Annotated in this window: 29 protein-coding genes; 13 read left to right on the forward strand and 16 right to left on the reverse strand. The window is 61.1% G+C overall.

Annotation, left to right across the window (positions count from 1 at the left end; all coding sequences use genetic code 11):
- The 3 genes from ACKWJN_RS04730 to ACKWJN_RS04740 form a co-directional block, all read left to right on the forward strand.
- Positions 1–509, forward strand: a 509-nt coding sequence (locus ACKWJN_RS04730) for an AMP-binding enzyme (RefSeq protein WP_408594983.1), incomplete at its 5' end; no start/stop codon positions are given.
- 91 nt (positions 510–600) lie between these two features.
- Positions 601–1,587 carry a Bug family tripartite tricarboxylate transporter substrate binding protein gene (locus ACKWJN_RS04735; protein WP_408594985.1) on the forward strand — a complete coding sequence of 329 codons (987 nt, stop codon included), beginning with the start codon at positions 601–603 and terminating at the stop codon, positions 1,585–1,587.
- A gap of 24 nt (positions 1,588–1,611) precedes the next feature.
- Positions 1,612–2,769 carry an acyl-CoA dehydrogenase family protein gene (locus tag ACKWJN_RS04740; RefSeq protein WP_408594987.1) on the forward strand — a complete coding sequence of 386 codons (1,158 nt, stop codon included), beginning with the start codon at positions 1,612–1,614 and terminating at the stop codon, positions 2,767–2,769.
- Positions 2,770–2,793: 24 nt separating this feature from the next.
- Here the strand turns inward: ACKWJN_RS04740 and ACKWJN_RS04745 are convergent, their stop codons facing one another.
- Positions 2,794–3,342, reverse strand: coding sequence for a YggT family protein (locus tag ACKWJN_RS04745; RefSeq protein WP_408594989.1), 549 nt, complete (start codon positions 3,340–3,342; stop codon positions 2,794–2,796).
- 61 nt (positions 3,343–3,403) lie between these two features.
- Between ACKWJN_RS04745 and ACKWJN_RS04750 the strand changes: the two genes are divergently transcribed.
- From ACKWJN_RS04750 to ACKWJN_RS04770, 5 genes are all read left to right on the forward strand, one after another.
- On the forward strand, positions 3,404–3,970 hold the full coding sequence (locus ACKWJN_RS04750) for a TIGR00645 family protein (protein WP_408594991.1): 567 nt from the start codon (positions 3,404–3,406) through the stop codon (positions 3,968–3,970).
- Between the two features lie 16 nt (positions 3,971–3,986).
- A complete protein-coding gene (locus tag ACKWJN_RS04755; RefSeq protein ID WP_408594993.1) occupies positions 3,987–4,553 on the forward strand; it encodes a DUF2889 domain-containing protein in 567 nt (188 codons plus the stop codon).
- A 20-nt stretch (positions 4,554–4,573) separates the two neighbouring features.
- Complete coding sequence (gene queC / locus ACKWJN_RS04760) at positions 4,574–5,287, forward strand: 7-cyano-7-deazaguanine synthase QueC (protein ID WP_408595072.1); 714 nt, start codon at positions 4,574–4,576, stop codon at positions 5,285–5,287.
- 85 nt (positions 5,288–5,372) lie between these two features.
- Positions 5,373–5,615 carry a type II toxin-antitoxin system ParD family antitoxin gene (locus ACKWJN_RS04765; RefSeq protein WP_408594995.1) on the forward strand — a complete coding sequence of 81 codons (243 nt, stop codon included), beginning with the start codon at positions 5,373–5,375 and terminating at the stop codon, positions 5,613–5,615.
- Positions 5,612–5,935, forward strand: coding sequence for a type II toxin-antitoxin system RelE/ParE family toxin (locus ACKWJN_RS04770; RefSeq protein ID WP_408594997.1), 324 nt, complete (start codon positions 5,612–5,614; stop codon positions 5,933–5,935). Before ACKWJN_RS04765 ends, ACKWJN_RS04770 begins: the two co-directional genes overlap by 4 nt.
- Positions 5,936–5,991: 56 nt before the next feature.
- Here ACKWJN_RS04770 and ACKWJN_RS04775 read toward each other — a convergent pair whose 3' ends face one another.
- The 13 genes from ACKWJN_RS04775 to gspG all read right to left on the reverse strand — a co-directional run bounded on the left by ACKWJN_RS04775 (position 5,992) and on the right by gspG (position 19,341).
- Complete coding sequence (locus tag ACKWJN_RS04775; protein ID WP_408594999.1) at positions 5,992–7,884, reverse strand: ABC transporter ATP-binding protein/permease; 1,893 nt, start codon at positions 7,882–7,884, stop codon at positions 5,992–5,994.
- Between the two features lie 19 nt (positions 7,885–7,903).
- The gene (locus ACKWJN_RS04780) at positions 7,904–8,806 is read right to left on the reverse strand and encodes a 5'-nucleotidase (RefSeq protein WP_408595001.1); all 903 of its coding nucleotides are present in this window, start codon (positions 8,804–8,806) and stop codon (positions 7,904–7,906) included.
- A 54-nt stretch (positions 8,807–8,860) separates the two neighbouring features.
- Entirely contained in the window at positions 8,861–10,075 is a 1,215-nt protein-coding gene (gene gspF / locus ACKWJN_RS04785; RefSeq protein ID WP_408595003.1) for a type II secretion system inner membrane protein GspF, read from the reverse strand.
- A gap of 11 nt (positions 10,076–10,086) precedes the next feature.
- Complete coding sequence (gene gspE / locus ACKWJN_RS04790) at positions 10,087–11,499, reverse strand: type II secretion system ATPase GspE (protein ID WP_408595005.1); 1,413 nt, start codon at positions 11,497–11,499, stop codon at positions 10,087–10,089.
- 5 nt (positions 11,500–11,504) lie between these two features.
- The gene (gspD, locus tag ACKWJN_RS04795; protein WP_408595008.1) at positions 11,505–13,670 is read right to left on the reverse strand and encodes a type II secretion system secretin GspD; all 2,166 of its coding nucleotides are present in this window, start codon (positions 13,668–13,670) and stop codon (positions 11,505–11,507) included.
- Positions 13,671–13,768: 98 nt separating this feature from the next.
- Positions 13,769–14,617 (reverse strand): type II secretion system protein N, encoded by an 849-nt coding sequence (gene gspN, locus ACKWJN_RS04800; protein WP_408595010.1) that lies wholly within the window; start codon positions 14,615–14,617, stop codon positions 13,769–13,771.
- An 11-nt stretch (positions 14,618–14,628) separates the two neighbouring features.
- Positions 14,629–15,174 carry a type II secretion system protein GspM gene (gene gspM, locus ACKWJN_RS04805; protein WP_408595012.1) on the reverse strand — a complete coding sequence of 182 codons (546 nt, stop codon included), beginning with the start codon at positions 15,172–15,174 and terminating at the stop codon, positions 14,629–14,631.
- Positions 15,171–16,376: a type II secretion system protein GspL gene (gspL, locus tag ACKWJN_RS04810; protein ID WP_408595014.1), complete on the reverse strand. Its 1,206-nt coding sequence runs from the start codon at positions 16,374–16,376 to the stop codon at positions 15,171–15,173. The genes gspM and gspL overlap by 4 nt, the downstream gene beginning before the upstream one ends.
- Positions 16,377–16,383: 7 nt before the next feature.
- The gene (gene gspK / locus ACKWJN_RS04815) at positions 16,384–17,364 is read right to left on the reverse strand and encodes a type II secretion system minor pseudopilin GspK (RefSeq protein ID WP_408595016.1); all 981 of its coding nucleotides are present in this window, start codon (positions 17,362–17,364) and stop codon (positions 16,384–16,386) included.
- On the reverse strand, positions 17,361–18,059 hold the full coding sequence (locus ACKWJN_RS04820) for a type II secretion system protein J (protein WP_408595018.1): 699 nt from the start codon (positions 18,057–18,059) through the stop codon (positions 17,361–17,363). The genes gspK and ACKWJN_RS04820 overlap by 4 nt, the downstream gene beginning before the upstream one ends.
- Before the next feature lie 6 nt (positions 18,060–18,065).
- Positions 18,066–18,452, reverse strand: a complete 387-nt coding sequence (gene gspI, locus ACKWJN_RS04825) for a type II secretion system minor pseudopilin GspI (protein ID WP_408595020.1) — start codon at positions 18,450–18,452, stop codon at positions 18,066–18,068.
- Entirely contained in the window at positions 18,449–18,898 is a 450-nt protein-coding gene (locus ACKWJN_RS04830; RefSeq protein ID WP_408595022.1) for a prepilin-type N-terminal cleavage/methylation domain-containing protein, read from the reverse strand. The genes gspI and ACKWJN_RS04830 overlap by 4 nt, the downstream gene beginning before the upstream one ends.
- Before the next feature lie 11 nt (positions 18,899–18,909).
- The gene (gene gspG, locus ACKWJN_RS04835; protein WP_408595024.1) at positions 18,910–19,341 is read right to left on the reverse strand and encodes a type II secretion system major pseudopilin GspG; all 432 of its coding nucleotides are present in this window, start codon (positions 19,339–19,341) and stop codon (positions 18,910–18,912) included.
- A gap of 21 nt (positions 19,342–19,362) precedes the next feature.
- On the opposite strand from gspG, the gene ACKWJN_RS04840 reads away from it, so the two are divergent.
- A complete protein-coding gene (locus tag ACKWJN_RS04840; RefSeq protein ID WP_408595026.1) occupies positions 19,363–19,803 on the forward strand; it encodes a type II secretion system protein N in 441 nt (146 codons plus the stop codon).
- Positions 19,804–19,830: 27 nt separating this feature from the next.
- Here the strand turns inward: ACKWJN_RS04840 and ilvA are convergent, their stop codons facing one another.
- On the reverse strand, positions 19,831–21,408 hold the full coding sequence (gene ilvA, locus ACKWJN_RS04845) for a threonine ammonia-lyase, biosynthetic (RefSeq protein ID WP_408595028.1): 1,578 nt from the start codon (positions 21,406–21,408) through the stop codon (positions 19,831–19,833).
- A gap of 63 nt (positions 21,409–21,471) precedes the next feature.
- Here ilvA and ACKWJN_RS04850 point away from each other — a divergent pair, with 63 nt between their 5' ends.
- Both ACKWJN_RS04850 and ACKWJN_RS04855 read left to right on the forward strand, forming a co-directional pair.
- Complete coding sequence (locus ACKWJN_RS04850) at positions 21,472–22,386, forward strand: DUF535 family protein (protein ID WP_408595030.1); 915 nt, start codon at positions 21,472–21,474, stop codon at positions 22,384–22,386.
- 151 nt (positions 22,387–22,537) lie between these two features.
- The gene (locus ACKWJN_RS04855) at positions 22,538–22,987 is read left to right on the forward strand and encodes an OsmC family protein (RefSeq protein WP_408595032.1); all 450 of its coding nucleotides are present in this window, start codon (positions 22,538–22,540) and stop codon (positions 22,985–22,987) included.
- Here the strand turns inward: ACKWJN_RS04855 and coq7 are convergent.
- Positions 22,984–23,616 (reverse strand): 2-polyprenyl-3-methyl-6-methoxy-1,4-benzoquinone monooxygenase, encoded by a 633-nt coding sequence (gene coq7, locus ACKWJN_RS04860; protein ID WP_408595034.1) that lies wholly within the window; start codon positions 23,614–23,616, stop codon positions 22,984–22,986. The two genes, ACKWJN_RS04855 and coq7, sit on opposite strands and share 4 nt — an antisense overlap.
- Positions 23,617–23,780: 164 nt before the next feature.
- Here coq7 and ACKWJN_RS04865 point away from each other — a divergent pair, with 164 nt between their 5' ends.
- Both ACKWJN_RS04865 and ACKWJN_RS04870 read left to right on the forward strand, forming a co-directional pair.
- Positions 23,781–25,031 (forward strand): porin, encoded by a 1,251-nt coding sequence (locus tag ACKWJN_RS04865; RefSeq protein ID WP_408595036.1) that lies wholly within the window; start codon positions 23,781–23,783, stop codon positions 25,029–25,031.
- A 145-nt stretch (positions 25,032–25,176) separates the two neighbouring features.
- Positions 25,177–26,223, forward strand: a complete 1,047-nt coding sequence (locus ACKWJN_RS04870; protein ID WP_408595038.1) for a hypothetical protein — start codon at positions 25,177–25,179, stop codon at positions 26,221–26,223.
- The last annotated feature ends 37 nt before the right edge of the window (positions 26,224–26,260 follow it).

Consider the following 26,260-nt stretch of genomic DNA (forward strand, 5'->3'; position numbering starts at 1 on the left):
TGGTGGATGACGCAGGCCAGGCCTTGCCTGCGGGTCAGCCCGGCAAATTGCTGGTGCGTGCCTGCTCCAACTTTGGCGGCTACCTCAAGCGCCCGCAGTGGAACGGCACCGATGCCGACGGCTGGTTTGACACCGGCGACTTGGCCCGCTTGGATGCCCAAGGCTATGTGCGCATCACCGGGCGCAGCAAAGACGTGATCATCCGCGGTGGCGAGAACATCCCGGTGGTCGAGATCGAGGCCTTGCTTTATCGCCACCCCGCCATTGCCATGGCCGCCATCGTGGCCTACCCCGACGAACGCTTGGGCGAACGGGCCTGTGCGGTGGTGGTGCCCAAGCCCGGCCAAAGCATCGATTTGCCACAACTCGTGGCCTACCTCAAAGAACAAAAAATCGCCGTGCAGTACATCCCCGAACGCCTGGAGGTGCGCGAGAGCATGCCGTCCACCCCATCGGGAAAGATTCAGAAATTCAAGCTGCGCGAGGACTTGCGTGCCTCGCTGGCTTGAGCCATCCAAGCCAACCGCAACCCTTGCGCCGACCCTGTTCCCCTGTGCCTTTCACCCTGTGCTTTTGAATTTTTACAACGGAGACAACCCCATGACAAACACCCCCAACACCCTGCGCCGTGCGCTCACCGTGGCCGCTGTGGCTGCGCTGGGCCTGGGCACCGCCCTGGCCAGCCACGCCCAAGCCTGGCCCACCAAACCCATCCGCATCGTGGTGGGCTTTGCACCCGGCGGCACCACCGATGTGCTGGCGCGCTTGATGGCGCAAAACCTCACCGACACCCTGGGTCAAACCGTGGTCATCGACAACAAGCCCGGCGCCAGCGGCAACATTGCAGCGGCTGAAGTGGCCCGCGCTGCGCCCGATGGCTACACGTTTTTGATTGCCCCCACCTCGGTGGAAACGGCCAACCCCTCGTTGTTCAAATCCACCTTGCTGCCCTCGCGTGACCTGACGCCCGTGGCCGGCATTGGCAAAACCCAGATGTACTTGGTCACCAAGCCCCAACTTGCCGCCAAAGACGTGCACGAGTTGGTGGCCATGGCCAAGGCGCAACCCGGCAAGCTGTCCTACGCCTCGTCCGGCGCTGGCACCCCTCCGCACCTGGCGTGTGAGTTGTTCAAGCAAGCCACTGGCACAGACATCGTGCACATTCCCTACCGTGGCGCGGCTCCCGCTTTGCAAGACGTGCTGTCGGGCCAAGCCGACTTTGTGTGCGACCCCGGCATTGCCTTTCCGCACATCCGCACCGGCAAGGTCAAGCTCTTGGGGGTGGTGAGCGAGAAACGTTCGCCCTTCTTCCCCGATGTGCCCACGGTGGGTGAGCAAGGCTTCAAAGGTGCCAACCTCGACATTTGGTTTGGCATGTGGTCGCCCAACGGCACACCACCCGACGTGATTGCCCGCGTCACCCGCGACCTGGCCAAAGCCTTGGCCATTCCCTCGGTCAAATCGCGCTACGGCGACTTGGGTGCCGAAGCCACCGCCTTGGACACCGCCGAGTTCAAAACCTTGCTGGCCAACGAAGGCAAGGTTTTGTCGACGTTGATTCGCGAACAAAAAATCACGGTCGATTGACCGACCCTGCTCAGGACAACACCCATGGCCCTCGACACCGAATCCTTCGATCTTTTGTTGCCCACGCTGCAGCGCTTCATCCGTGAGCGTTTGGTGCCGGCAGAAAACCACCTCGAAGAGCACGACGAGGTGCCTGCTGACATCGTCGAAGACATGAAGGCCATGGGCCTGTTTGGCCTGTCGATTCCTGAAGAGTTTGGTGGCATTGGCTTGTCCATGAGCCAAGAGGTGCAAGTGGCCTACGAGATCGGGCGCACTGCCTTGGCCTTTCGCTCGGTGTTTGGCACCAACGTGGGCATTGGCTCGCAAGGCATCTTGATGGACGGCACGCCCGAACAAAAGCGCGACTATTTGCCGCGCGTGGCCAGTGGCGAGCTCATCATGTCGTTTGCGCTCACTGAGCCCGATGCGGGCTCGGACGCGGCCTCGCTCAAAACCCGCGCTGACTTGGACGGTGACCACTATGTGCTCAATGGCACCAAGCGTTACATCACCAACGCCCCGCGAGCTGGGGCATTCACGCTGATGGCACGCACGGGTGGACCAGGTGCCGCTGGTGTGTCGTCGTTCATCGTGCCCGCAGACTTGGCTGGCATCTCGCTGGGAAAGCCAGACAAAAAGATGGGACAACGCGGCACCAAAACTTGCGATGTGATTTTGGACAACGTGCGTGTGCCAGCCGCCAACATCATTGGTGGCGTGCCGGGTCAGGGTTTCAAAACAGCCATGAAGGTGCTCGACCGGGGCCGCTTGCACATCTCCGCCGTGTCTTGCGGCATGGCGCAGCGCATCCTTGAAGAAGCCACTGCTTACGCCCGCAATCGCAAACAGTTTGGCAAAGCCATCGGTGAGTTTCAGCTCATCCAAGCCATGTTGGCCGACAGCCAGGCCGAGTTACTGGCGGGTTGGGCCTTGGTGCAAGACGTGGCGCAGCGCTTTGATGGCAAACCCGCGCATGTGTCTGACCCTGAGGTGTCGATGCGCGTGTCATGTGCGAAATTGTTTTGTACCGAAATGGTGGGCCGCGTGGCCGACCGGGGTGTGCAAGTGCATGGCGGAGCGGGCTATATCAACGAATACCCGGTGGAGCGTTTCTACCGCGATGTGCGCTTGCTGCGCCTGTACGAAGGCACCACCCAAATTCAGCAACTCATCATTGGGCGAGAACTCTTGCGCGCTTGACGTGTCGAGCCTCACTGGCTTTGTCTAGATGCTGAGGTTGTGCAACACAATCTCCAACACTTGCAATACCACCAGCAAGGCCAAGGGCGACAAGTCCACCCCGCCCACTTGGGGCACCACCCGGCGCAAGGGCTGCAACAGGGGTTCGACCAACTGGCCCACCGCATAGCCCACATCCGAGCCAGCGCGCACCCAAGACAACACGGCATAGACCAGCACCAGCCATACCAAGCTCGACAGCGAGAGCTTGAGCAGCTCCAAGCCCGACAGGGCCAACAGGTCGACCCAATACGGAATGTGACCGATCACCAGACCCAGCAACACCGACTTGGCCAGCACCACGGCATAGGCTGCCAGCAAGCTGGCCGTGTCTAAGCGGCCGATGGCCGGCACGCTGCGGCGCAATGGCAGCACCAGCCAGTTGGTGAGGGCAAACACAAACGGTGCCAGCGGGTTGCCCGATCGCAAAGACAGCGGGATGCGCATGAGGTGCATGTAGGTGCGCAGCAAACAAGTGCCCGCCACCAAGCCCACAGCGACTTGCAACAAGAGTGAGAAAATTTGGATCAACATGCCAAGGAGTTTAGTGCCCTCAGGCAAAATTTCAGTTGCCCCCTGTTGCGAAAGCCCATCCATGAAACAACTGCCACGCTTGATTTTTGCCAGCCGCTGGATTCAGCTGCCACTCTATCTCGGGCTGATTGCGGCGCAAGCCGTGTTCGTCTTTCACTTCTGGGTGGAGTTGGTGCATTTGGTGGAGGCCTCGTTTGGCAGCCAAACAGCCATCACGTCCTTGGTCAACGCGATTGGCTACAAGTCGGACGTTGCCATCACCCATTTGAACGAGTCGATCATCATGTTGGTGGTGTTGGGGTTGATCGATGTGGTGATGATCTCCAACCTGTTGGTGATGGTCATCGTGGGTGGCTACGACACCTTTGTGTCGCGCATGTACCTCGAAGACCACCCCGATGAACCCGAGTGGCTGAGCCATGTGAATGCCTCGGTGCTGAAGGTCAAACTGGGCACGGCCATCATTGGCATCTCGTCCATCCACTTGCTCAAGAGCTTCATCAACGCGGCCAACTACGACGAAAAAGTGTTGCTGTGGCAAACCGTGATCCACATCACCTTTTTGCTCAGTGCTTTGGCCATTGCTTATGTGGACCGTCTGACCCGTCACACCCCTGACAGCCATTGAATTTGAAAGTGCCCACGTGCCATTACCTGTTTCCCAACCCCGCACCCTGGCACACACCCGCCAAGTGAGTTACCAAGGCTTTCGCCGTGCCGATGGCCTGTGGGACATTGAAGGCCATTTGTGTGACACCAAACCGCACGCGTTTGACATTCCCGGTGAGCGCACTTGGGCCCCCGACGAGCCCATCCACAACATGCACATCCGGGTCACCGTGGACGACCAGTTGGTGGTGCGCGACCTGGTGGTGGCCATGGACGGCGTGCCGCACGGCGAGTGCCCCAGCGCGCAAGCACCCATGCAAAACATGGTGGGCCACAGCATGCGCTCAGGGTGGCGACGTGCCATTGACGAGCACTTGGGCAAAGCCAAGGGCTGCACGCATTTGCGCGAGCTGTTGTTCAACATGGCCACAGCGGCTTTTCAAACGGTGAGTGCAAGTTTCAAGCAGACCCAAGCCGATGTACCGCCCGCACACCTGGGCGGTTGTTTGTCTTGGGGTTTTGAGAGCCCTTTGGTGCAACGCCAATACCCTATGTTTTTCAAATGGCAACCCAAGAAGCCGCCCACGCGCACTGCACCATGACGTTCACGCCACACCTTCCCATTCACCGCAACGCTTTGGTTTTGTTTTCGGGCGGGCAAGACTCCACCACCTGTTTGGCCCATGCGCTGTCACAGTACGAGCGCGTGGAAACCTTGGCTTTTGATTACCGCCAACGCCACCACGTGGAGCTGGCGGCACGCTTGAATGTGTTGCAGCAGCTCAAAGCCACCTTTCCCCAATGGGCCCACAAATTGGGCGAAGACCATTTGCTGGACCTCGCGGTGCTGGGGCAAGTGAGCGAGACTTCGCTCACCCGCGACATGACCTTCAAGATGGAAGCCTCGGGCTTGCCCAACACCTTTGTGCCGGGTCGCAATTTGTTGTTTTTGACCTTGGCGGCAGCGCTGGCCTATCGGCGCGATTTGGACGTGATCGTCACCGGCGTGTGCGAGACGGATTTTTCAGGCTACCCCGATTGCCGCGACGACACCATGAAGGCCATGCAAATTGCGTTGTCGCTGGGCATGGACCGTCGCTTGCTGATCGAGACCCCGTTGATGTGGATCGACAAAGCCCAGACCTGGCAACTCGCGCACGACTTGGGTGAACGGGCGCAGGCGGGAGGGGGAGACGCCTTGGTGCAACTCATCGTCGAACAATCGCACACCTGCTACCTGGGGGACCGCACCCACCGCCACGACTGGGGCTACGGCTGCGGCACCTGCCCCGCGTGTGATTTGCGTGCCAAGGGCTGGGCACGCTGGCGGGCTTGAGCTGGGCAGAGCATTCGCCCGGGACTTACACCATCTCAAGCACAAACTTCTGTGCCCTGTCTTTCTGTGTGTTTAAGATAGGCGCATGAGCACCATGAATATTTCACTGCCAGACACTTTGAAATCTTTTGTCGATGACCAGGTCGGTCAGCGAGGCTATGGCAGCAGCGGTGAATATGTTCGAGACTTGATACGCAAAGACCAAGACCGCCAGCAGTTGCGATCTATGTTGCTGGTGGGCGCACATTCCGAATCTGCTGAGCCTGCTGATGCTGCTTATTTTGAGCGTCTGCATCAGCGAGTTAAACGAACGACACACCTCAAGTGAAGTTCAAACCAGTCGTTCCACGTGCAAAGGCGAACGAAGACGTTGAGCATGCGATCGACCATTACCTCAAAGAGCAGGCAGACGTCGCTGCTTTGGGTTTCATCAAGGCCCTAGAGCTTGCTTACACGCATATTTCTAGGCATCCGGCGACGGGTTCGCCTCAATACTCCCACCGTTTAGACTTGCCGGGTCTGCGCTCATGGTCACTGAATCGCTACCCCTATCTTGTGTTCTACATAGAGTCGGCGGATGTCATTGACGTTTGGCGCGTCTTGCACATGAGCCGCGACATACCTGCATGGTTGACACAAGAGCTGTGAACGGCTGGGCACGCTGGCAGGCCTGAGCAGGGCAGGGCAGGGCATGAGCCCCACGCCTACTTCACCTCAAGCACAAACTTCTGTGCGCTGCCTTCAGGCGCTGGCGTGAACACCCACTGGGTTTGGTGAAACGCAGCCACACCGGGGCGGTGGGCGATGGACACCAAGGCGCCACCTTGCGCGCGCACCAAGGCCAGCAGCTGTTGGTACAGCACGGTTTCAGCCGCTTCGTCGAGTGCGCTGGTGGCCTCGTCGGCAAATACCCAGCGTGGGCGTTTGAGCAGCACCCGAGCCATAGCCAAGCGTTGTTGTTCGCCACCGGAGAGTTGTTGCGTCCAGCGGCTCTCGGTGTCGAGTTGCGTCATCAGCTCGGGCAAGAGCGCATCGCTCAGGGCTTGGCGCAACGCGTCATCGCTGTGGCGATCTGGCGCATCCGGGTAGGCCAGGGCTTGGCGCAAGCTGCCTTCTGGAAAATACGGGCGTTGTGGCATGAACATGCTGCCTTCGGGCAAGGCAATGAGCGGGACCGAGCTTTGCCTTGGACTGCCAGTCGCCATGGCAGCATGTGGCGCAGTGCTTGAGACGGCCTCGCTGGTGGATGCGGCCACCGACGCATAAGGCCAGATGCCCGCCAGCACCCGCATCAGCGTGGACTTACCGCAGCCCGAGGGTCCGCGAATCAACACGCTGTCGCCCACGCCGACGTGCAAGCGGGTGTCGGCCAGCAGCACCTCGCCATGGGGCAAGCACACCGTCAAAGGCGCGGTGTTGAGCACATTCAAGCCGGCGTGAGGGGTTGCAGGGCCTGTGGTCATGGACACGGCCGCCATCTGGTCTTGAAAACTCGTCAGCCGCAAGGTGGTGGCTTGCCACGAAGCCAAGCGGCTGTAGTTGCTGATGAACCAGCTCAGCGACTCTTGCACTTGCCCAAAGGCGGAGGAGATTTGCATCAACTCCCCCAACTGAATGGCACCACTGAAGTAACGCGACGACGCCACCAGCATGGGAAACACCACCGCCGCTTGGCCGTAGCCCGAGTTGAACCAGGTGTAGCGCTTTTGCACCCGCAGCAAGCGCATGAAGTTGTCCAGCACCTGGCCAAAGCGCGTTTGCAACGCGGCTTGCTCGACTGCTGCGCCTCGGTCCAAGGCAATGGCTTCGCTGTACTCGCGCACGCGCATCAGGTGGTGTCGAAAATCGGCTTCGTATCGTTGTTGTGCAAAGTTGAGCGAGGCCATGGACTTGCCAATCCAGTGCCCAATCAAGCTGCCCGCCAAGGCATAGGCCAAGGCCATCCAGACCATGAAGCCCGGGATGGTGACGGCTTGGCCGCCGAGCTCAAAGCTGAACCCACCCGACAAGCCCCACAAGATGCCCACAAAGCTCAGCAAGGTCACCGTGGCGTCGAGCAGCCCGAGGCTCAAGCCCACCGTGTCGGCGGTGAACTGCTGCACGTCCTCTTGAATGCGCTGGTCGGGGTTGTCGGTTCCTGCCGCTTGGGTGGCGCTTGAACCGCTGCCAGAGCCGATGCGCGACTGCAACTCCAGTTGGTAAAACGTGTGGTGCGTGAGCCAGCGCGCCAAGTAGTCGCTTGTCATCCAAGCGCGCCAACGCAGCTCCAACAATTGCGTCAAATAAAAGCGGTACACCGCCACCAAAATGAAACAGGTGGCCAGCCCTGCAAACACGCCCAGTTGGTGCCAAAACACCTCGGCGTTGCGCTCTTGCAAGGCGTCGTAGAACACGCGGTTCCAGTCATTGAGCAGCACCATCAGGTAGACCATGCCCAGGTTCAGACCCACGCACGCGGCCAGCAACCCGCGTGCGCGCCACTTGTCCTCAGACTGCACAAAATAGGGCAGAGACAGCGCCCACACACGGCGCAGTTGCAAGCGGCTTTGCTGCCAGTGGTTCACCACGCTGTGGCTGACGGATTGAGCGGCGTTCATGGGCGTTGACTCATCAGGATCAATCAGCGGGGTTGCGCACACCACTGGCGACATGGCCTGCAGGCACGTGGCGGGCGGCGGACTCGATGTGCCCGGTTTGGTCATCAAAGAAAAAGTCGGGCTCAAACTCACGCAAGAACTCACCCTTTTCTAAGCCACCCAAAAACATGGCCTCGTCCACCTCGATGTTCCAGTTCATCAGCGTGCGAATGGCGCGCTCGTGCGCCGGTGCGCTGCGTGCCGTGACGAGCGCGGTGCGAATGCGCATCTGTGGCGTGCCCGCTTGCTGCAACACCTGCAGCGCGGCCAGCAGGGGCTTGAAAGGGCCGGCCGACAAGGGCAGGGTGGCTTTGTCTTTTTCGTGCTGCTGAAAAGCGCTCAAGCCTTCGGCTTGGTACACGCGCTCGGCCTCGTCGCTGAACAGCACCGCGTCGCCGTCAAAGGCAATGCGCACTTCGTGCGGGTGGGCTTGTGAGGCATGGGCCGAATGCGGGTAGACCTGTGCAGCCGGCACGCCAGCACCCAGGGCAGAGCGCACGTCGGAGAGGTGGGTCGACAAAAACAAGTTGGCGTTGAGCGGGCGCAGATACCGCCAAGGTGACTGGCCGCGTGTGAAGCTGCCGCGCTGAATGGTCAAACCGTAATGCTGCGCCGAGCGAAACACCCGCATGCCACTGACCGGGTCGTTGCGCGACAAGATCACCACCTCGACCCGCTGTGCGCTGTCGTCGTTGAACGCCAACATTTTTTGCACCAAAGAGAATGCCACGCCAGGTTTGGCTGGGGTTTCCAAGCGGTCGAGCTGCAGCTGCATGTAGGCGCGGTCATCGCCTTGTTCGAACACCAGGTTCTCTTGCTCAAAGTCAAACAGCGCGCGCGATGAGATCGCCACCACCAACTTGCCATCCAAAGAAACGCTCATGGTTTTTCCATCCGTTGGGTGAATTGGGGTCAGTGAATTGGGGTCAGAACCCAATTATCTGATCAGGTTGTTCAGTTGAATGATCGGCAACATCACCGACAACACAATGAGCATCACCATGCCGCCCATGAGCACGATCAGCAAGGGTTCGAGCACTGTGGCCAGTTGCAGGGCGCGGCGTTGTACTTCGGCACTGAGCTGGTTGGCTGCACTTTGCAGCATGGCGGGCAGGGTGCCGGTTTGTTCGCCCAAGCGCGAGAACATGACCAACAACCTCGGAAAACGTGGGTGCTGCGCCAAGGCCGTGGCCAAGGGCGCACCCTCGCGCACCAACACCAGCGCGTCTTGCGCGTCCTGGCGCAGGGCGGCGTTGGACAGGGTGTCTGCGGCGGCTTGCAAGGCTTTCAAAATCGGTACGCCCGCCGTGGCCAACATGGCCAGCGTGCTGGCAAAGCGGGCCGCGTTGTAGCCACGGGCCAAGCGGCCCACCAGGGGCAGCTTGAGCCAAGCGGCGTCAAAGCGCAAGCGCAGGGCGGCTTGCTTGAGGCCAAGCCGCGCCCCCACTCCTAGCGCGCACAACGACAGCACACCCACGAGCCAATAGCTTTGCACGGCTTCACTCAAGGCCAGCATGGCACGGGTCAACACAGGCAAAGTGCGTTGGCTGCTGGTGAACACCTGGGCCACTTGGGGCACCACATAAGCCAGCAAGAACAACACAATCACCAAGGCCACCAAGCTCACGATGGCCGGGTAAAGGCCCGCAGCCAACAGCTTGCCGCGCAGCTTTTGCTGGGCTTGTAAGTCTTCGGCCAAGCGTTCGAGCACGCCGCCCAAATGCCCACTTTGCTCACCCGCGCCGATGACGGCAATGTAGATGTTTGAAAACTCCCGTGGGTGCTGCCCCAAGGCTTTGGCAAACGGTGCGCCGGCGTTGACCTCACTGCGCAGGGCAGACACCAAGTCGCGCTGGCGCGGGGTGTCTGCCTCTTCGGCCAAAGCGCTGAGCGCGCGTTCGAGCGGCAAGCCCGCTCCCACCAAACCCGCCAACTGGCGTGTCCACACCGCCAGGGCAGAGCCACTGAAGATGCGCGATTCCCAAATGACCGTGTTGAGCCCTTGGTTGTGCCGCTGCATGGCGTCTACCTTGAGCGGCACCAAGCTTTGCGCCCGCAACTGGCTGCGCGCCGCGCGGGCCGTGTCGGCCTCCAACACGCCCCTGCGGGTTTGGCCTTGGGCGTCGAGGGCTTCGAAGGTGTAGGCAGGCATGGCGTGGGGCTTCAATCGCGCGTCACGCGCACCAACTCTTCGGCGCTGGTGATGCCTGCTTGCACCAGCCGCTCGCCGTCATCGCGCATCAGCGTCATGCCCGCGCGCAAAGCGGCGTCGCGCAGTTGGGCTTCGCTGCTTTGTTGGTGAATCAGGGCGCGGATGTCGTCGTTGGTGGTGAGCAATTCAAAAATACCGGTACGGCCTTGGTAGCCGCTTTGGCCGCAGGCGTCGCACCCGACCACGCCATAGCCCTGCCCAGGTTTGGGCGCGCAGTGGGTGCAGCGCTTGCGCACCAAGCGCTGGGCCAACACGCCCAACAGCGACGAGCTGAGCAAGAAGGGCTCCACGCCCATGTCGGTCAGGCGGGTCACGGCGCTGGCCGCGTCGTTGGTGTGCAAGGTGGCCAGCACCAAGTGGCCGGTGAGGGAGGCCTGGATGGCGATTTGCGCGGTCTCGTAGTCGCGGATTTCGCCAATCATGATGATGTCGGGGTCTTGTCGCAAGATGGCGCGCAGGGCTTTGGCAAAGTCCAAATCAATTTTGGGGTTGACCTGGGTTTGGCCCACGCCGGCGAGTTCGTACTCGATCGGGTCTTCCACCGTCATGATGTTGTTGCGGGTGGCATCCAGCCCCTGGAGCGCGGCATACAAGGTGGTGGTTTTGCCCGAGCCCGTGGGGCCGGTGACCAAGATGATGCCGTGGGGTTGCTGCACCAAGTGTTCAAAGCGGCGCAGGGTCTCGCCCTCCATGCCGACGGCTTGCAGCGTCAGGCGGCTTTCTGATTTGTCGAGCAAACGCAACACGGCGCGTTCGCCATGCGCACTCGGCAGGGTGGACACGCGCACATCGATGGCGCGTTGACCCAAGCGCAGCGAGATGCGGCCATCTTGCGGCAAGCGCTTTTCGGCAATGTCGAGCTCGGCCATGATTTTCAGGCGCGAAATCAGCGCCGCATGCAAGGCGCGGTTGGGTTGCACCACTTCACGCAGCGTGCCGTCGACCCGAAAGCGCACGCTGCTGTGGCGTTCGTAGGGTTCGATGTGGATGTCGCTGGCGCCGTCACGTGCGGCCTGGGTGAGCAGCGCATTGAGCATGCGGATGATGGGTGCGTCGTCAGCGGCTTCGAGCAGGTCTTCCACCGCAGGCAGCTCTTGCATCATGCGGCTGAGGTCGGTGTCGCTCTCGACCTCGCTCACCACGGCGGCGGCATTGCTGTCGGCTTGGGCATAGGCTTCGCTCAGGCGTTTGGCCAAGCTGGCTTTGTCGGTGTACTCAAAGGCTTGTACGTCATGACGGCGCAGCACCTCGCTCCAGGCGCCGGGGTCCGGCGCGTCGCTGTGCCACAGGGTGAGGGTGCGGCCATCGTCCTCCAGCAACAGCTGGTGGGTGCGGGCAAAGGCGTAGGGCAGCGGTCGGCGCATGGGGCTTATTTCTGGGCCGCCGATGGGGCGGGCACCATGCCGGGAGCCGCAGGCACTGTGCCGGGCAGGGCGGGCATGAGGGGGGCGCCGCCGGTGTCGAGGATGGCGTTTTGCGGCGGCTGCGCGCTTTGCTGCAAGCCCAACATTTGTTGGTAGCGGTTGTTGCTCAAGGCTTCGGTGGCGTTGGCGTCACGCACCACCACCGGACGCAAGAACACCATCAGGTTGGACTTGGTGCGGCTGCGCGTCTCGCTCTTGAACAACCAGCCCAAACCCGGAATGTCGCCCAGGCTGGGCACTTGGCTTTTGTTGCCCGCATAGTCGTCGGACAGCAAGCCACCCAACACCACAATGGCGCCGTCTTCCACCAACACATTCGACTCGATGGAGCGTTTGTTGGTGATGTAGCCCGAGGTGGTGGAGGTGCCAATGCTCGACACCTCTTGAAAAATGGTGAGCTTGACGGTGCCGGTCTCGCTGATTTGGGGTTTGACCTTGAGGGTCAAGCCCACGTCTTTGCGCTCGATGGTTTGGAAGGGGTTGACCGCGCCCGTGGCGGTGTTGCTGCTGGTGTACTGCCCAGTCAAAAACGGCACGTTTTGCCCCACCACGATTTTGGCTTCTTCGTTGTCGAGCGTGAGCAAATTGGGTGTTGAAAGGATGTTGGCGTCGGTGTTGGTTTGCAAAAAGTTCGCCAAGCTGCTGAGCACATTGGTGCCATTGATGTTGCGCACCGTGCCAATGTTCAAACCGCTCGAAATGCCTGCCGTCGCCGCAGCGGTGCCGCCTTGCGACAAAGAGGTGATGTTGCCGGTGCTGCCAAAGCTGGTGCCCGCCACCCCCGTGGAGCCCAAGGCCGATTGCCATTGGATGCCAATTTGTTGGGCCTTGCTGGCGTTGACCTCGGCAATCAAGCTCTCGACCATCACCTGAGCGCGGCGTTGGTCCAGCATGTCAATCACGGCACGCAATTGGCGGTACTGAGGTTCGGGCGCAGTGATGATCAGCGAGTTGGTGGCTGTGTCAGCCTGAATTTGTCCGCCCGTGGTGGCCGCGCTGGTGTTGCTGCTGCCCAGGGTGCTGCCGATGCTGCTGGTCATGCCCGTGGGCGCTGAGCCGATGGGGGGCGTGTTGGCCAAGCTGATGGGCGCGCTGGTGCTGGTCAGGGCCGAACCGCCGCTGACGGCTGCGCGCAAGGTGGCTGCGAGTTTGGTGGCGTCGGCGTTTTTCAGATACACCACATGGATGTTGCCGCTGGGCGCGCTGGTGCCGGGCTGGTCGAGCTTGTCGATCAAAGCACGCACCAGCGCCAAGCGGGCGGGGTTGGCCGCGCGCACGATCAAGGCGTTGCTGCGCGGCTCGGCCAGCAAGGTGGTTTTGTAGTCGCTGCCGGTTTGACCGGGTGTGGCCGTGGTGGCTGCAGCGGTGGTGGTGCTGCTGGGTTCGATCAGCCGGGTCACCAAGGGCGCCAAGTCCACCGCGATGGCGTGTTTGAGGGAAACCACTTCCACATCGCTGGCGTTGGACACATCCAGGGCCGCAATGATGCGGGCCATGCGTTGCAAGTTGTCGGCGTAGTCGGTGATCACCAGCGAGTTGTTGCCGGGATTGACGTTGATGGTGTTGTTGGGGCTGATGAGCGGACGCAGCACCGGCACCAGGTTGTTGGCTTGCTCAAAGTTGAGCTTGAAAATTTGCGTCACCACCTGGCCGCCAGAGGGGCCCTGAGAAGCGCCTTGCGTTGCACTGGGGTTGGGAATTTGCTGCACGCTGCCGCCTTGCAGCTTGGCATCGGCCTCGGGCACCACCTTGAACAAGCCTTGGGTCTCCACCACGGCAAAGCCTTGCAAGCGCAGCGCGGCCAAGAACTGAGTCCAGGCCTCGGCGGGCGAGACGGGCAACTCGGTGCTGAGGTTGAGCGTGCCCTTGACGCGTGGGTCAACCACCAGGTTTTTGTTGGACAAGGTGGCCAGTGTGCGGGCCACGCTTTCGATGTCGGCGTTGACAAAGTTCAGCGTGATGGGTTGTGCCGCAGCTGCTTTGGCTGCGGGGCCAGCGGCATGCGCCAAGCCGGCACCTAGGGCTGGCAACAGCCCCAAGCCCAAAGCCAGGCTGAGCGCCCATCGCCAAGCGCTGGGTGGGCATGGGCTGTGAGGCTTGCGGGTTGACATCAGGCGTGACATATGGGTTGGCATATGGGGTGACATATGGGGTGACATATGGGTCGTCATAAGAGGGGGCTTTGGGGTGTGGGGTTGCGACATAGGTCTTAACTCAGTTCCATGATGGATTTGTGACCCCGGCGTTGCCCCAGGATGTTCAGCAAATTAGACAGGGCTGCTTCAAATTCGGGTGCGGCAGATGCTTCGCCTTGAAAACGCAAGCGGTGGTTCACCCACTGACCGCTGCCTTGGAGCTGCAAGCTGCCCTCCAAGGTGTCGAGTGTCATGGCCATTGTGTCACCGCCGCGCAGTTGTAGGCGGTAGCTCCCCAAGGGGCGCAGGGTGGACAGGCGGGTGCTCAGTTGTTGCACTTGAAGTTCGGCCAAGCCTTGCAGCTGTTCTTGCCCGGCTTGGGTTTGCCAGCGCAGACCTTGGGTGCGCAGTTGCAACTGGGCTTGTGGCTGGATGGTGTTCCATGGAGCGCCCAAACCGACCAGCCACTGGGCGGGCCATTGCGACTGTTGGTCGTTGACGTCAACGCGCACACCGCCCCACAGGGGCGACAGTGCAAGTTCTAGGGGCTGAGGGGTACAGCAGTCGGCGCTCAGCACCAGCACCAGTGCCACGCCAGCGCGCCATTGCGGTTGCAACTGCCAGCGCACTGGCGTTGGCAATGCTTGGGTGTCTTGGGCCTCAGGCTGCCCGTTGCGCAAGCCAGGGCTGAGCACCCATTGGGCCGAGCCGTTCCATACCGTGCCTTGTGCGTTGTTCAGCAACACACGTTGGTGGCTGAGTTGCGCCACGCCGTATGCCAGCCAAGGCGCTGGGGCTTGCGTGATTAGGCCCACCACCAGCCCAGTCAACACACCAAGCCAGGCCCAGCGCTTGGCGTGAGCCGTTGCCGTGGTGCTGCGCGCTGAACGCAGGGCAGGGTTGGGACGGCGTAGCAAAGACAAGGGGGTCTACCTCAAGGGGCTTTGCTGGCCGGGCTGGGGCGTTGGGGCAAGCTCAGGACCAGCGTGCCGTTCCAGCTGACGGGCGCGCCAGGGTTGGCGGAGCTGGCTTGGCTCAGGTGTGCCTCTACAGGCAAGCTTTGCGCTTGCGTGCGCACCATTTGGAGCCATTGCGCCAAGGCCGAGGCGGGCAGGGCTTTGACCTGCACCGACACGCGTTCGCCTTGCACCGTGAGTTGCAGGCCAGAGCCAGCCGCGTTGCTCAGGCTTTGCAGGGTGCGCAGCGCTTCGTCGCGGGACATGGGCGTGCGTTGTTGCAAGGCTTGGGCCTGGGCTTGCAAGGCTTGCATCTGAGCCAGTTGGAGGCCGAGTTGCTCGCGTTGCGCTTGACTGTGTTTCAAAGTGCGCCAAGCGGGCGCAATAGCCACGCTGTACACCAGCGCTACGCACAGCACCCCACCCAACCAGGACAGGCTGCGCTGTTCGCTGCTGGAGAGCGCTTGCCAACGCGCGCGCAGCGCATCGCGTGCGCTGTGCCCAGAGGTGCGCGGCGTGCTCATGGGTTGACCTCGCCTTGGAGCAGCCAGGTGTCGTCACCCTCTTGGCGCAAGACCAAACCCAGGGCTTGCAGCGCACGGCTGGCGTGTTGACTTTGCTCAGTGTTCAGGCGCAGCCCTTGAACGCGCAAGACGCGGTCTGCAAAGTGCAGTTGGCTGGGTGTTTGGTCTGCCGGCAGCACGCTGGCCAAAGCCGACAGCAGGGGCTCAAAGTCGTTGCTGGCGGGGCTGCCCGAAGCTTGCTTCAAGGCGTTGAGTTCACGCCGCATTTGCAGTGGCGCATCCACCACCAGCGTGACCTGCGGGAAGGTGCGAGTCAAAAGGCTGGGCAAGGCCGCCAGCTGTTGGGCCAGGGCGCGTTGTTCGCGCCAAGCCAAGGCGTTGAGCCCGATCAGTTGTATCGCCAACAGCACCACCAAACCCCAGCGCACGGGGCGCCACTGTGGGTGGTGGCGCAAGGTTTGCCAGCTGCTTTGCAACCAGCGTTGCAGGCGTTGGGCGTGGCCTTGTGCCCATTCGCCTTGGGCCAGGTTCCACTCGGTCTGGTTGGCGGCTGCCAGCCAGCGTTGCGCCGCGCTTTGCAGCACGGGTTGGCGCTGGAACTGCTGTTGCACGTGTGCCACCATGGCGGGCTCGGCGTAGACCTGTAGCTCAGGGTCGCTCAGTGGGCCAAACGCCTGCCATTGGGCGGTGTTGGGTGGCAAAGCCAACACGCCACTGGCGTGGCTGAGCAGGCACAGCGCGTGGTCCGGCGTACCCGTGACGTGCAGCGTGGGGGTGTCACTGGGGCAAATTTCAGGCACCAAGCGCTGCACGGTCAAACCGGCGGCTTGCAACGGGGCCAGGCTTTGGCGCAGCCACTGCGCGTCGCACACGGCCACCACGGTGTGGCCCCCGCTTTTGGTCAGGGCCTGGGCTTGCTTGGGAAGCACCCAATGCAGTTGGGCCAAGTCGTCCAGCACCCGCTCTTCCAGCAGGCCTTGGACCACCGCATCCAAGCGCGCGCCGTGGCTGCCAGGTGGCAGTTGCACCGCCATCCACGACAAACGGCTGTGAGGCACCACGGCCACCACTTCACCTGCGTGCTGCGACAAAGTGGCGGGTCCTCCCGTGCCGCTGCGCAACACGCTGTGTCCGTCCGAGAGCGCGTACGCGACCTCAGAGGCAGCGGCGTTCAGAGAGTGGTCAAGGGCGATGATCAGCATGGATCAATCATTGTAGAGATGGGGTCTGTTGGCCCGCCCACATACCCGACTCGCGCCAGAGCACTTTGACCTCGGTTTGGTCACGCTGCACCACCGAGCGTTCTTGCACCAGGGTGTTGGCCATGCGCAGGCGTCCCCAGACCTCAAAAAATCGGGTGTTCACGCTGCGTGTGCTGTCGCTGTCGGACGTTGCGTTGCCACCGGCAGCTTTCTGAAAGTCAGCCACGCTGTTCCAGTGCGTCCGACTGCGCAGAGCCACCAAGCGCTGCGCATCGGCCAAGCTCAGGCCGCCCACGCTGGCATACAAGACCTCGGCGCTGGCGGTGTTCACGTTGACGGGTGTGGGCACCGGCAGCACCGTGATGTGGGGCGTCAGCCGATTCAAGGTGTCGCTGGAAACGCCCAACCAGCCCAGTTGACTCACCCGCTGGGGCATCGTTTGGGCAGGGTTGGTTTTGCGCTGTGCGTTCTCCAGGCCTTGCGCCAGCAGGCGCAGTTGCTCGGGCGGCAGGTTCAAGGCTTCAAACAAACGCGCAAAGCTCGCCAAGGCAGCGGGGCTGATGCGGTCACTCTCCAGCAAGTTGGTGACATTGAGCCGGGCTTGTAAATCGTTGATCTGGCCCGACAAAAAAACCTGTTGAGCCAGTTGGTCGTCGTCGCTGTTGCTGCTGCCGTCTGGCAGCGCCGACAAGAAGCTCGACAAACGCGCTTCTTGCAAGGGCACGGCCCAGGGCTCTGCCAAATGGTCGGTGGCGGTGGCGGTGTCGGCGCGTGCGTCCTCGCGCAAGATGACGCGCGCCCAGTCCAGGGCCCCTGCCAGCAACCAACGGGCTTGTGCGCGTTGTCGTTCTGCGCCTTCGACTTCGGTGCTGCGCCACTGCTGCCACAGTGCGCCCGCTGCCAAGGTGGCCACCAAGGCCACGGTGAGCATGGCGGCCAGCAAGGCCGCGCCTCGTTGCGGGGAGTGAGGGTGGTGCCGCTGGGTCATGACTTGGTGTTGCTGAAGTTGGGCCGCACCCAGTCGAGGGTCAGCCGACCACCCAAGCCGGTGCTGGCAGGCAGATCCAGCAGCAGGCGGATGGCGTCTGGCGTGCTGTTGACCGTAGATGGCGCAGCCGCAGCGGTTGGCTCGCCGGGGCTGGCCGCGACGGCCGCGCTGGACAAGGGGTTGGTCCACGCGTTGCCCCGAAAGTACACCAGCTGCCACCGGTCCAGAGGCGTCAACAGGGTTTGGCGGGCCAGGTCCTCGCTGCTGGGGTTTTGTCCCCAGCGCGCGGCTTGTTGCCAGGCTTGGTTGAGGGCGTTGCGTTCGGTCAGTGCCGCCGATTGCCAGCGCACCCATTGGCCGTGGGTGGTGCCTTGGCGGGTCCATGCCACCACCCACAGGCCGGGGTCGCTGCCATCCATTCGCCAAGCGCTGCTGCGCCGCGTGATGCGCAGCACTTGCCCGTCCCACAGCAAACCAGCGTCGCTGAGGCCAGGTACGGCTTGCATGGCGTCGAGGTCGGCCGTCCATTGGGCCAGCACGGTTTGCAGCACGGCGGTTTGGTCAACCCGCTGTTGTGTGGCTTCGCGCGTGCGCAGCAGACCATCCAGGCCACGCCAGCTCAGGCCCGCCATCACCGCCATCACGGTGATGGCGATCAGCAGTTCGATCAAGGTGAAGCCACGTTGGTTTTTCATCGCGACCTAATAGCGACCCAGCACGGTGGCCACGCGCAAGATGGGGGTCTGGGCATCGAAGACCTGGGCGTCGACACGCCGAAACGAGGGGTTGGGTGTGCTGCGCACCGTCAGCGCCACTTCTAAGTTGCGCTCGGCTTGCACGCACGGCACCCGGGTCTCACCCACGCCGGGCAATTGTTGGGACAGACGCAGTTGGTGAATGGCGTTGTCGGCGCAAATTTGTGCCAGCAACACCCCGGTTTGTCGTTGCGCGTTGAAGACCAAAGCGCCACTGACTTTCATGCCCGTCATCAAGGCCAAGGCCACGATGGCCAGCGCCACCAAGACTTCAATCAGGGTGAAGCCTTTGGCAGGGTGCAACGCGCGTACGCATGTCCGCTGGCGCGTCATGGCTGCACCTCAAAAGGTCGCAGCCCATCGGTGGCAAGGCGACGTGTTTGGGCGTTGGCGCCCGCTGTGGGGGGCGCCACCAAGGTGATGCTGGCCGGCGCGATGATGGGTTCGGGCCCCAACACCACCTGCGTCGCTGGGGGGCTTGCTTGCATGCCAGGGATGAGCCAGCGGTGCTCGGTGGGGGCTGGGTTGGAAGCGCGGCTGGCGGGCTGGGCTGAGTCAATGGCATACCCGGTGGGTGTGCTGCGCCAGACCAAAGGCATGCCACTGGTGCGCGACTGCGCGCGCGCTGCTTCGAGGTGGGCGATCAGGCGTTGGGTCTCCAACTCAAGCTGGGTTTGTGGGCTGTTGCGCAAGCTCAGGGCCACGCCAGCCAAAGTCAAGCCGATGATGGCCAGCACCACCAGCAGCTCCAACAGGGTCAGGCCACGTTGGCGCTGCATGCGCGGGGGGCTTATTGCCAGCTGCCGATGTCGGCGTTTTTGCCTTCGCCGCCGGGTTGACCGTCTGCACCCAGGGACAGCACATCGACCTCGCCTTTGACGCCCGGGTTCATGTATTGGTAGGGGCGGCCCCAGGGGTCGTTGGGCAACTTGTCCACATAAGGCTTCCAGTTCAGTGGCGCGGGGCCCGTGCTGGGTTTGACCACCAAGGCTTGCAAGCCTTGTTCAGCAGCGGGGTAACGCTGGTTGTCCAAGCGGTAGAGCTTGAGGGCTTGCATGAGGTTGTTCACGTCGGTGCGCGCTGCGGTGCTGCGCGCGTCGTCGGCGCGGTCCAGCACATTGGGCACGATCAGGGCTGCCAGCACGCCCAGTATGGCCAGCACCACCATCAACTCAATCAGGGTAAAGCCGCGCTGGCGCTTGGCTGTCGGAAGATTCTTCATGCGCTGAATCATAATCCGCGTATGTTGCAGACCCGTTACCCATTTTTGTTGGTGCGCACCGCCTCTTGGGCGGTGTGGGCGCTGGCCGCTTTCTCTGCGGTGGCCTGGGGTTTGCGTGGGTCGGTCAGCCCGGTGACAGACGCTCTGAGCCCTCTGGCACACACGGTTGCCGCTGACGTCAATTTGGATGCCGCAGCACGCAGTTTGGGTGCTCAGCCAGTGGCTGAGGTGGCCGCGCCGAGCTTGGCCAGTCGCTTCCAACTTGTGGGGGTGCTCACCGGTGGGCCTTCTCAGGGTGCGGCATTGATTGCGGTAGATGGCAAACCCGCCAAACCCGTGCGGGTGGGCGCGGTGGTGGCCGAAGGCTTGGTGCTGCAGTCGACCCAAGGCCGACGCGCAAACTTGGGAGCCAGCCTGCAAAGCCCCGCAGCGTTGACCCTTGAACTGCCGGTCAAAAAATAAGGCCGCCGACGCTTGGCGACCAGGGCGTTAACGCTGCAAAAACAAACGGTAGGCGGGGTTGTGGGTTTCTTCCACATAGGGGTAGCCCAAGGCCAACAAAAACTTGGCAAAGGCCTGGGTGTCGGACTTGGGGACTTGCAGCCCCATCAAGATGCGGCCGTAATCGGCCCCTTGGTTGCGGTAGTGGAACAGGCTGATGTTCCAGCCCGGGCGCATGGCCAGTAAAAACTTCATCAAAGCGCCCGGACGCTCCGGAAACTCAAACCGCAACAAACGCTCCTCTTGAGCCAGTGCCGAGTGGCCACCCACCATGTGGCGGATGTGCTCTTTGGCCAGCTCGTCGTGGGTGAGGTCAATGGCATCAAAGCCGTGCTTGGTGAAGTGCGCAGCCATCTTGCTGCTTTCGCCCCTGACGCCGGTGGTCAAGCCCACAAACACATGCGCCTTGGCTTGGTCGCTCATGCGGTAATTGAATTCGGTCACGTTGCGTGGGGTTTTGCCGCCGCCAAAGCTGGGCAATTTGCCAATCAGCTCGCAAAAGCGGCGCAGGCTGCCGGGCTGCTCGGGGATGGTGACGGCGAACAAAGCTTCGCGCTCTTCGCCCACTTCGGCGCGCTCGGCCACAAAGCGCAGGCGGTCGAAGTTCATGTTGGCACCGCACAAAATGGCCGCGTAGGTTTCGCCTTTGGTTTTGTGCTCGGCCACGTACTGTTTGATGGCGGCCACGGCGAGCGCGCCCGCAGGCTCGACGATGCTTCGGGTGTCGACGAACACGTCTTTGATGGCGGCACACACCGCGTCGGTGTCGACGGTGATGTAGCTGTCGACCAGCTTGCGTGAGATGCGGAAGGTTTCTTCGCCCACCAACTTCACCGCCGTGCCGTCGGAGAACAAGCCCACATCGCTGAGGGTCACGCGTTGGCCTTTGGCCACCGACTGCATCATGGCGGAGGAGTCGTCCATTTGCACGCCGATGACTTTGATCTCTGGGCGTACCGCCTTGATGTAGTTGGCCACGCCAGAAATCAAACCGCCCCCGCCAATGGCCACAAACACGGCGTCCAGCGGACCTTGGTGCTGGCGCAGCATTTCCATGGCGATGGTGCCTTGGCCTGCAATCACGTCGGGGTCGTCAAACGGATGCACAAAGGTCATGCCGTTTTTCCGCTCTAGCGTGAGTGCGTGCTGGTGCGCGTCGGAGTAGCTGTCGCCGTGCAACACCACCTCACCACCCAAGGCTTTGACAGCCTCGATCTTCAAGGCCGGGGTGGTCACGGGCATCACGATCACGGCTTTGGCACCCAAGCGGTTGGCGCCCAGGGCCACGCCTTGGGCGTGGTTGCCAGCCGAGGCGCAGATGACGCCTTTTTTCAATTGCTCGGGCGTGAGGTGCGCCATCTTGTTGTAGGCGCCGCGCAGCTTGAAGCTGAACACCGGTTGCTGGTCTTCACGCTTGAGGAGCACGGTGTTGTGCAGGCGACGGCTCAGGTTTTTGGCCACTTCCAGTGCCGACTCTTGGGCCACGTCGTAGACGCGTGCCGTCAAGATTTTTTTCAGGTAATCGGCAGGGGTCAGGGTGCGGGCTTTGGCGGTACGGGTAGACATGAAGCCATTGTCTCTTATGCCTGTGCCACTACACTGACAGCTTTACCAACACACCCCTGTTCAGTGCTACCCACCGCCGCCTCTTTATTCCAACAAACCGACGATGGCGCCGGGGGATCGCTGCAAACGTTCAAGCGCCGCTTGAAGTTCAATCTGCGCTACCTGTGGCAGCGTGTGCACATCCAGGCGGTGCACGAAAACCTCAACGCTCTGGGCTTGGTGCAGCTGCTGGATACCGACCCGCTGCTGCTGTTGCGTTGCACCCGGGCCTACCTGTGGACCGGGTTGGACGCACCAGGCCGCGCGGCGGCAGAGGTGGCCCACTTCGCTTGGTTGACGCACACCGTCAGCGCGGCACGTGTCATCGATTGGTACGCCCGCAATGGCTTGGTTTTGTGCGAGTTGACCCTCAAAGAACGTCAGGTGCGTGTGATGCTGCGCCCCGGGCGCGTGCTCAGCCGTGAGGGTGAGCTTGAGCTGCACTTAGAGCTCGACGGCCAAGCCGTCATGCGTGCCGCCTTCAGTGTGTTGCCCCACGCTTTGGTCGGCGGACATTCCTCAGCGCATGTGCTGGTGGTTGGCAATGTGCAAGGCTCGCAAGAGGGCAAAGACTTGGTCAAAGACTTCACCCAGTTGATGGAGCGCACGCGCCCCAGCGGCGTGCTGCTCAATGCGCTGCAAGGCTTGGCCCAAGGTTGGGGTTTGGCTGGCCTGGTGGGCGTGAGTGACCAGGGCCATGCCTATGCGGGCTACACCAGCTTGTCTCAGCGCGTGGGCATGAGCTACGACGCCTTGTGGCAAGAGCTCGGCGCGCCAGAGCAGTTGACACCTCAGCATTGGACGCTGCCGTTGACCTGGGAGCCTCGCCCAGAAAGCGAAGTGGCTTCGAGCAAGCGCTCGCAATTGCGACGTCGCAATGACATGCGCCAGCAGGTGCTCGACGCCTGTCTGCAGCAAGCGGCGCAGCAGCGGGCATAAAAAAACCCCGAGTCTTTCGACTCGGGGGTAAATCCACTTTTGAGGGTGGAGGAGACAAGCCCACAGTGTAAACATATTTTCAAACGCATATGTTTTTTCAATGACAATTGTTGCCATTCACACACGCACACCCCCTCAAGGAGACACAGACATGGAATGCACCGTCAGTTGGACCGGGCAAAGCGGCACCCGCTCCGGCATGGGTTTTGTGGCTGAAACAGGCAGTGGACACACCATCGTGATGGACGGCGCCCCAGACGCTGCCAAGCCCGAAAACGGCGGTCAAAACTTGGCGCCGCGCCCCATGGAAACCGTCTTGGCGGGCACCGGCGGCTGCACCGCCTACGACGTGGTGTTGATCCTGAAGCGCGGGCGCCACGATGTGCGCGGTTGCAGCGTCAAACTCACCAGCGTTCGGGCAGAGCAAGACCCCAAGGTGTTCACCCACATCAACATGCACTTCACCGTCACGGGCAAAGCCATTCCCGCTTTGGCCGTGGAGCGTGCCATTGCCATGAGCCACGATAAATACTGCTCGGCCAGCATCATGCTGGGCAAGACGGCGGAGATCACCACCAGTTTTGAGGTGGTGGAGGCTTAAATCCGATGTGCCACGGTGGTCATCACCTTGGCCATCCAACGCATCGCACTTTGCATGGGGGCTGGCAGCAGGGTGGCGCCGGCCAACTCGGCCTCTTTGGCGTGACGTGCCTCATCGTTTTTCATTTGCGCCACGATGGCGCGTGAGGCGTGGTCGTGGCTGGGTAATTTCTCAAGATGGCTCTGCAAATGGGCCTCCACCTGACGCTCGGTTTCGACCACAAAGCCCAGACTCACGCGGTCACCCCCTAACTTACCCGCGAGCAGGCCAATGCCAAAGGCGCCGGCGTACCACAGGGGGTTGAGCAGGCTGGTACGGCCCCCTAACTCGCGCAGACGCTCTTCTGTCCAAGCCAGGTGGTCGGTTTCTTCTTCGCAGGCCGTGATGAAGTGTTGGCGAAGTGCAGGATCGCGTGTGGCCAGCGCTTGAGCTGTGTACAGCGCTTGCGCGCACACCTCGCCCACATGGTTGACGCGCATCAAAGCCGCAGCCTCGCGCTTTTCGGTGTCTGACAGCGGCACGGACAGGGCGTGGTCCTCGTGGGCCAGACCGGGGTTTTCCCGGTGTGCGTGGTGTGGCGCAAACACCGTGCGCAAGGCGCTGTCGAGGGAAGAAATGAGGGTATCCATGGGTGCAATCTTAAGTGGTGTTGCATCTGTGCAACGAAATAGCCTTATTTTTCATGTTTCGAATGGCGAGGCAGTCAGGTCTCTGGTTCAATAGCCGCAACTTCCAGAAATGGTGGTTGTCCCGGTTAACCGGAGACCTTGTTCAAACCTTGGAGAACCTTGAAATGAAAAAAACCCTCGTTGCAATCGCAGCACTGGCAGCCACCGGCGCCTTCGCACAATCTTCTGTGACCATTTACGGTAACTTGGACCAAACCATGTTCCGTGGCACAGACAACGGCAAGACCTACTCTGACATCGCTTCTAACGCTGGCTCTACTTCCACATTGGGCTTCCGCGGTAAAGAAGACCTGGGTGCTGGCTTGTCTGCCAACTTCAACCTGTTGGGCGAGCTCAGCATGAAAGAAGGCCAAATGGGCTCGACCACTTCTGGCAACGCAGCGACCAACGGCGGTCAAAAGCCAAACATTTTCACCCGCGGTGCCACTGTGGGTATCGCCAGCGCCACTTACGGTTCGTTGGATGTGGGTCGCGTGACCGACCAAGCTTGGGTGACCCAAGGTACATTGAACAACACCGGCTTGAACTCTTTGGGCTGGAACGCTTTGACCGCTACGTCCACCAACCCTGGTGACAACGGCATGAGCACATTCACCGGCAAGTACGCTTACACACCCGTTACCGCTGCTGCTGCCGCTGCTGTGGGTGATGGCACCTTCCAAAACACTCGCTCTGCCAGCTACAACGCCAAGTACAACGGCGTTGTTACCATGCCAACACTGGGCGCTGCTAACACAGCCCAAACTGGTACAGCTCCTTTGAACTTTGGTGGCGGCTTGACCTACACCACACCTAACATCAATGGTTTGGTGGGTTCGATCCAAAGCTTTGGTACCACCAACAGCTACGGCACTGCCAAAGCCGGTGGCGGTTTGGCTTACTCTGCCAACTACACCACAGGCGGTTTGCGCTTGGCCTACGGCAACACCTACCGCAATGGTTCCAATGGCGAAAAAGCCATCAGCATGGACGTGTACGGTGCTGAGTACAAAATGGGCGCTTACACCTTCGTCGGTGGCATCACCCACACCAAGTTCAGCGGCACATTTGATGGCCTGCAAGACAACGTGACCGTCAAAGGTTTGGGCATTGGCTATGACGTCTCACCTCAGATCGAGGTGAAAGGTGCATGGACACAAATGCAAGACGACACAGTTGCCGACTATAAGACAACTATCACTGCTGTGACTGCACGTTATAAGTTCTCTGCCCGCAGCAGCGTTTACGCTGGTTACGGCAAAGCTGACAACAAAGGCGCTAACAACAAGCAATCTATCTTCTACGGTGGCACACAACCTTCCGTTGGCGCTACCAGCAACACCGGTCTGTTGGTGGGTATCAAGCACGCTTTCTGATCTGACGCTGGCATTAGCCAGCTGATGATTTAAAAGTTCAAAACCCCGTCACGTGCAAACGTGGCGGGGTTTTTCGATGGTAGTAAAAGTGTGTTTCAGATTGAATGGATCAAATCAATCTTGATATTTGCGTGAAAGAATTTTTATGAACCTTATTCGAACCTTGGCTGCGTGTGCCTTGTCCTTTGGCTTGCTGGCATGTGGGGGTGGCGGCAGCGGTACAACGACCACCAGCTCTGCACTGATTGGCGTTGCGCTGGACCGTTCCGTCAGTCCGACCAAGCTCTATGTCACCAATTCAGACAACGATACAGTTCAAGTGGTTGACCTCGTCACCAATGCCGTGACCACGTTGGCAGGTTTGGCCAACACAACAGGCACGGCAGACGGCACAGGCACAGTGGCGCGTTTCAACTCGCCTTATGGCATTGCCTTGAGTGGCACAGATTTCTATGTGGCTGACACTTACAACCAAACCATTCGCAAACTCACCACAGCAGGCGTGGTCAGCACCCTTGCGGGCTCCGCAGGAACTTCTGGGTCTTTAGACGGCACCAGTGCAGCTGCTAACTTTTACATACCCAAGGGCTTAGTGGGCGATGGAGGCACCAATTTGTATGTGGTCGACAGTTACAACCACACCATCCGCAAAGTGGTGATTTCTACCGGCGTGGTCAGCACCATCGCCGGCTATGGCGGCACTCCTGGCACAACGGACGGCACGGGCACTGCGGCCAAGTTCTACACGCCTTTTGGCATCACCTACGACGGCACAGATTTGTATGTCACAGACACAGCGAATCAAACGGTGCGCAAGGTCACGACTTCGGGTGTGGTGACGACATGGGCAGGTGTGGCAGGAACAGCCGGGTCGACAAATGACACGGGAACTGCCGCAAAATTCAATTACCCCACAGGAATTGTGAATGACGGCACCAATTTGTATGTGGCTGATTCAGAAAACCATGTGATTCGACAAATCGTGATTGCCACCAAAGTTGTGACAACTTTGGCGGGTACGGCAGGTGCGTCAGGCTCGACAGATGGCACCGGGGCTGCAGCGCGTTTCAATCGCCCCATTGGATTGACCATTGATTCTGCTGGCAACATGTATGTGGTGGATCAGAACTACACCAAGATTCGCAAGGTGACCTCTGCAGGCGTGGTGACCACGTTGTCAGCTTCCTTTTAAGGTGTGAATGGACTCAGCCATTTAAGGATCTCAAACT

Source organism: Limnohabitans sp. (genome assembly GCF_046052825.1).
Taxonomy (GTDB): domain Bacteria; phylum Pseudomonadota; class Gammaproteobacteria; order Burkholderiales; family Burkholderiaceae_C; genus Limnohabitans.

Excerpts from the sequence above, each read along its gene's own strand:
- ACKWJN_RS04735 (WP_408594985.1), top strand. The coding sequence starts at position 601 with ATGACAAACACCCCCAACACCCTGCGCCGTGCGCTCACCGTGGCCGCT.
- ACKWJN_RS04740 (WP_408594987.1), top strand. The coding sequence starts at position 1,612 with ATGGCCCTCGACACCGAATCCTTCGATCTTTTGTTGCCCACGCTGCAG.
- ACKWJN_RS04745 (WP_408594989.1), bottom strand. The coding sequence starts at position 3,342 with ATGTTGATCCAAATTTTCTCACTCTTGTTGCAAGTCGCTGTGGGCTTG.
- ACKWJN_RS04750 (WP_408594991.1), top strand. The coding sequence starts at position 3,404 with ATGAAACAACTGCCACGCTTGATTTTTGCCAGCCGCTGGATTCAGCTG.
- ACKWJN_RS04765 (WP_408594995.1), top strand. The coding sequence starts at position 5,373 with ATGAGCACCATGAATATTTCACTGCCAGACACTTTGAAATCTTTTGTC.
- ACKWJN_RS04775 (WP_408594999.1), bottom strand. The coding sequence starts at position 7,884 with ATGAACGCCGCTCAATCCGTCAGCCACAGCGTGGTGAACCACTGGCAG.
- ACKWJN_RS04780 (WP_408595001.1), bottom strand. The coding sequence starts at position 8,806 with ATGAGCGTTTCTTTGGATGGCAAGTTGGTGGTGGCGATCTCATCGCGC.
- gspF (WP_408595003.1), bottom strand. The coding sequence starts at position 10,075 with ATGCCTGCCTACACCTTCGAAGCCCTCGACGCCCAAGGCCAAACCCGC.
- gspE (WP_408595005.1), bottom strand. The coding sequence starts at position 11,499 with ATGCGCCGACCGCTGCCCTACGCCTTTGCCCGCACCCACCAGCTGTTG.
- gspD (WP_408595008.1), bottom strand. The coding sequence starts at position 13,670 with ATGTCAACCCGCAAGCCTCACAGCCCATGCCCACCCAGCGCTTGGCGA.
- gspM (WP_408595012.1), bottom strand. The coding sequence starts at position 15,174 with ATGAGCACGCCGCGCACCTCTGGGCACAGCGCACGCGATGCGCTGCGC.
- gspL (WP_408595014.1), bottom strand. The coding sequence starts at position 16,376 with ATGCTGATCATCGCCCTTGACCACTCTCTGAACGCCGCTGCCTCTGAG.
- gspK (WP_408595016.1), bottom strand. The coding sequence starts at position 17,364 with ATGACCCAGCGGCACCACCCTCACTCCCCGCAACGAGGCGCGGCCTTG.
- ACKWJN_RS04820 (WP_408595018.1), bottom strand. The coding sequence starts at position 18,059 with ATGAAAAACCAACGTGGCTTCACCTTGATCGAACTGCTGATCGCCATC.
- gspI (WP_408595020.1), bottom strand. The coding sequence starts at position 18,452 with ATGACGCGCCAGCGGACATGCGTACGCGCGTTGCACCCTGCCAAAGGC.
- ACKWJN_RS04830 (WP_408595022.1), bottom strand. The coding sequence starts at position 18,898 with ATGCAGCGCCAACGTGGCCTGACCCTGTTGGAGCTGCTGGTGGTGCTG.
- gspG (WP_408595024.1), bottom strand. The coding sequence starts at position 19,341 with ATGAAGAATCTTCCGACAGCCAAGCGCCAGCGCGGCTTTACCCTGATT.
- ACKWJN_RS04840 (WP_408595026.1), top strand. The coding sequence starts at position 19,363 with ATGTTGCAGACCCGTTACCCATTTTTGTTGGTGCGCACCGCCTCTTGG.
- ilvA (WP_408595028.1), bottom strand. The coding sequence starts at position 21,408 with ATGTCTACCCGTACCGCCAAAGCCCGCACCCTGACCCCTGCCGATTAC.
- ACKWJN_RS04855 (WP_408595032.1), top strand. The coding sequence starts at position 22,538 with ATGGAATGCACCGTCAGTTGGACCGGGCAAAGCGGCACCCGCTCCGGC.
- coq7 (WP_408595034.1), bottom strand. The coding sequence starts at position 23,616 with ATGGATACCCTCATTTCTTCCCTCGACAGCGCCTTGCGCACGGTGTTT.
- ACKWJN_RS04865 (WP_408595036.1), top strand. The coding sequence starts at position 23,781 with ATGAAAAAAACCCTCGTTGCAATCGCAGCACTGGCAGCCACCGGCGCC.
- ACKWJN_RS04870 (WP_408595038.1), top strand. The coding sequence starts at position 25,177 with ATGAACCTTATTCGAACCTTGGCTGCGTGTGCCTTGTCCTTTGGCTTG.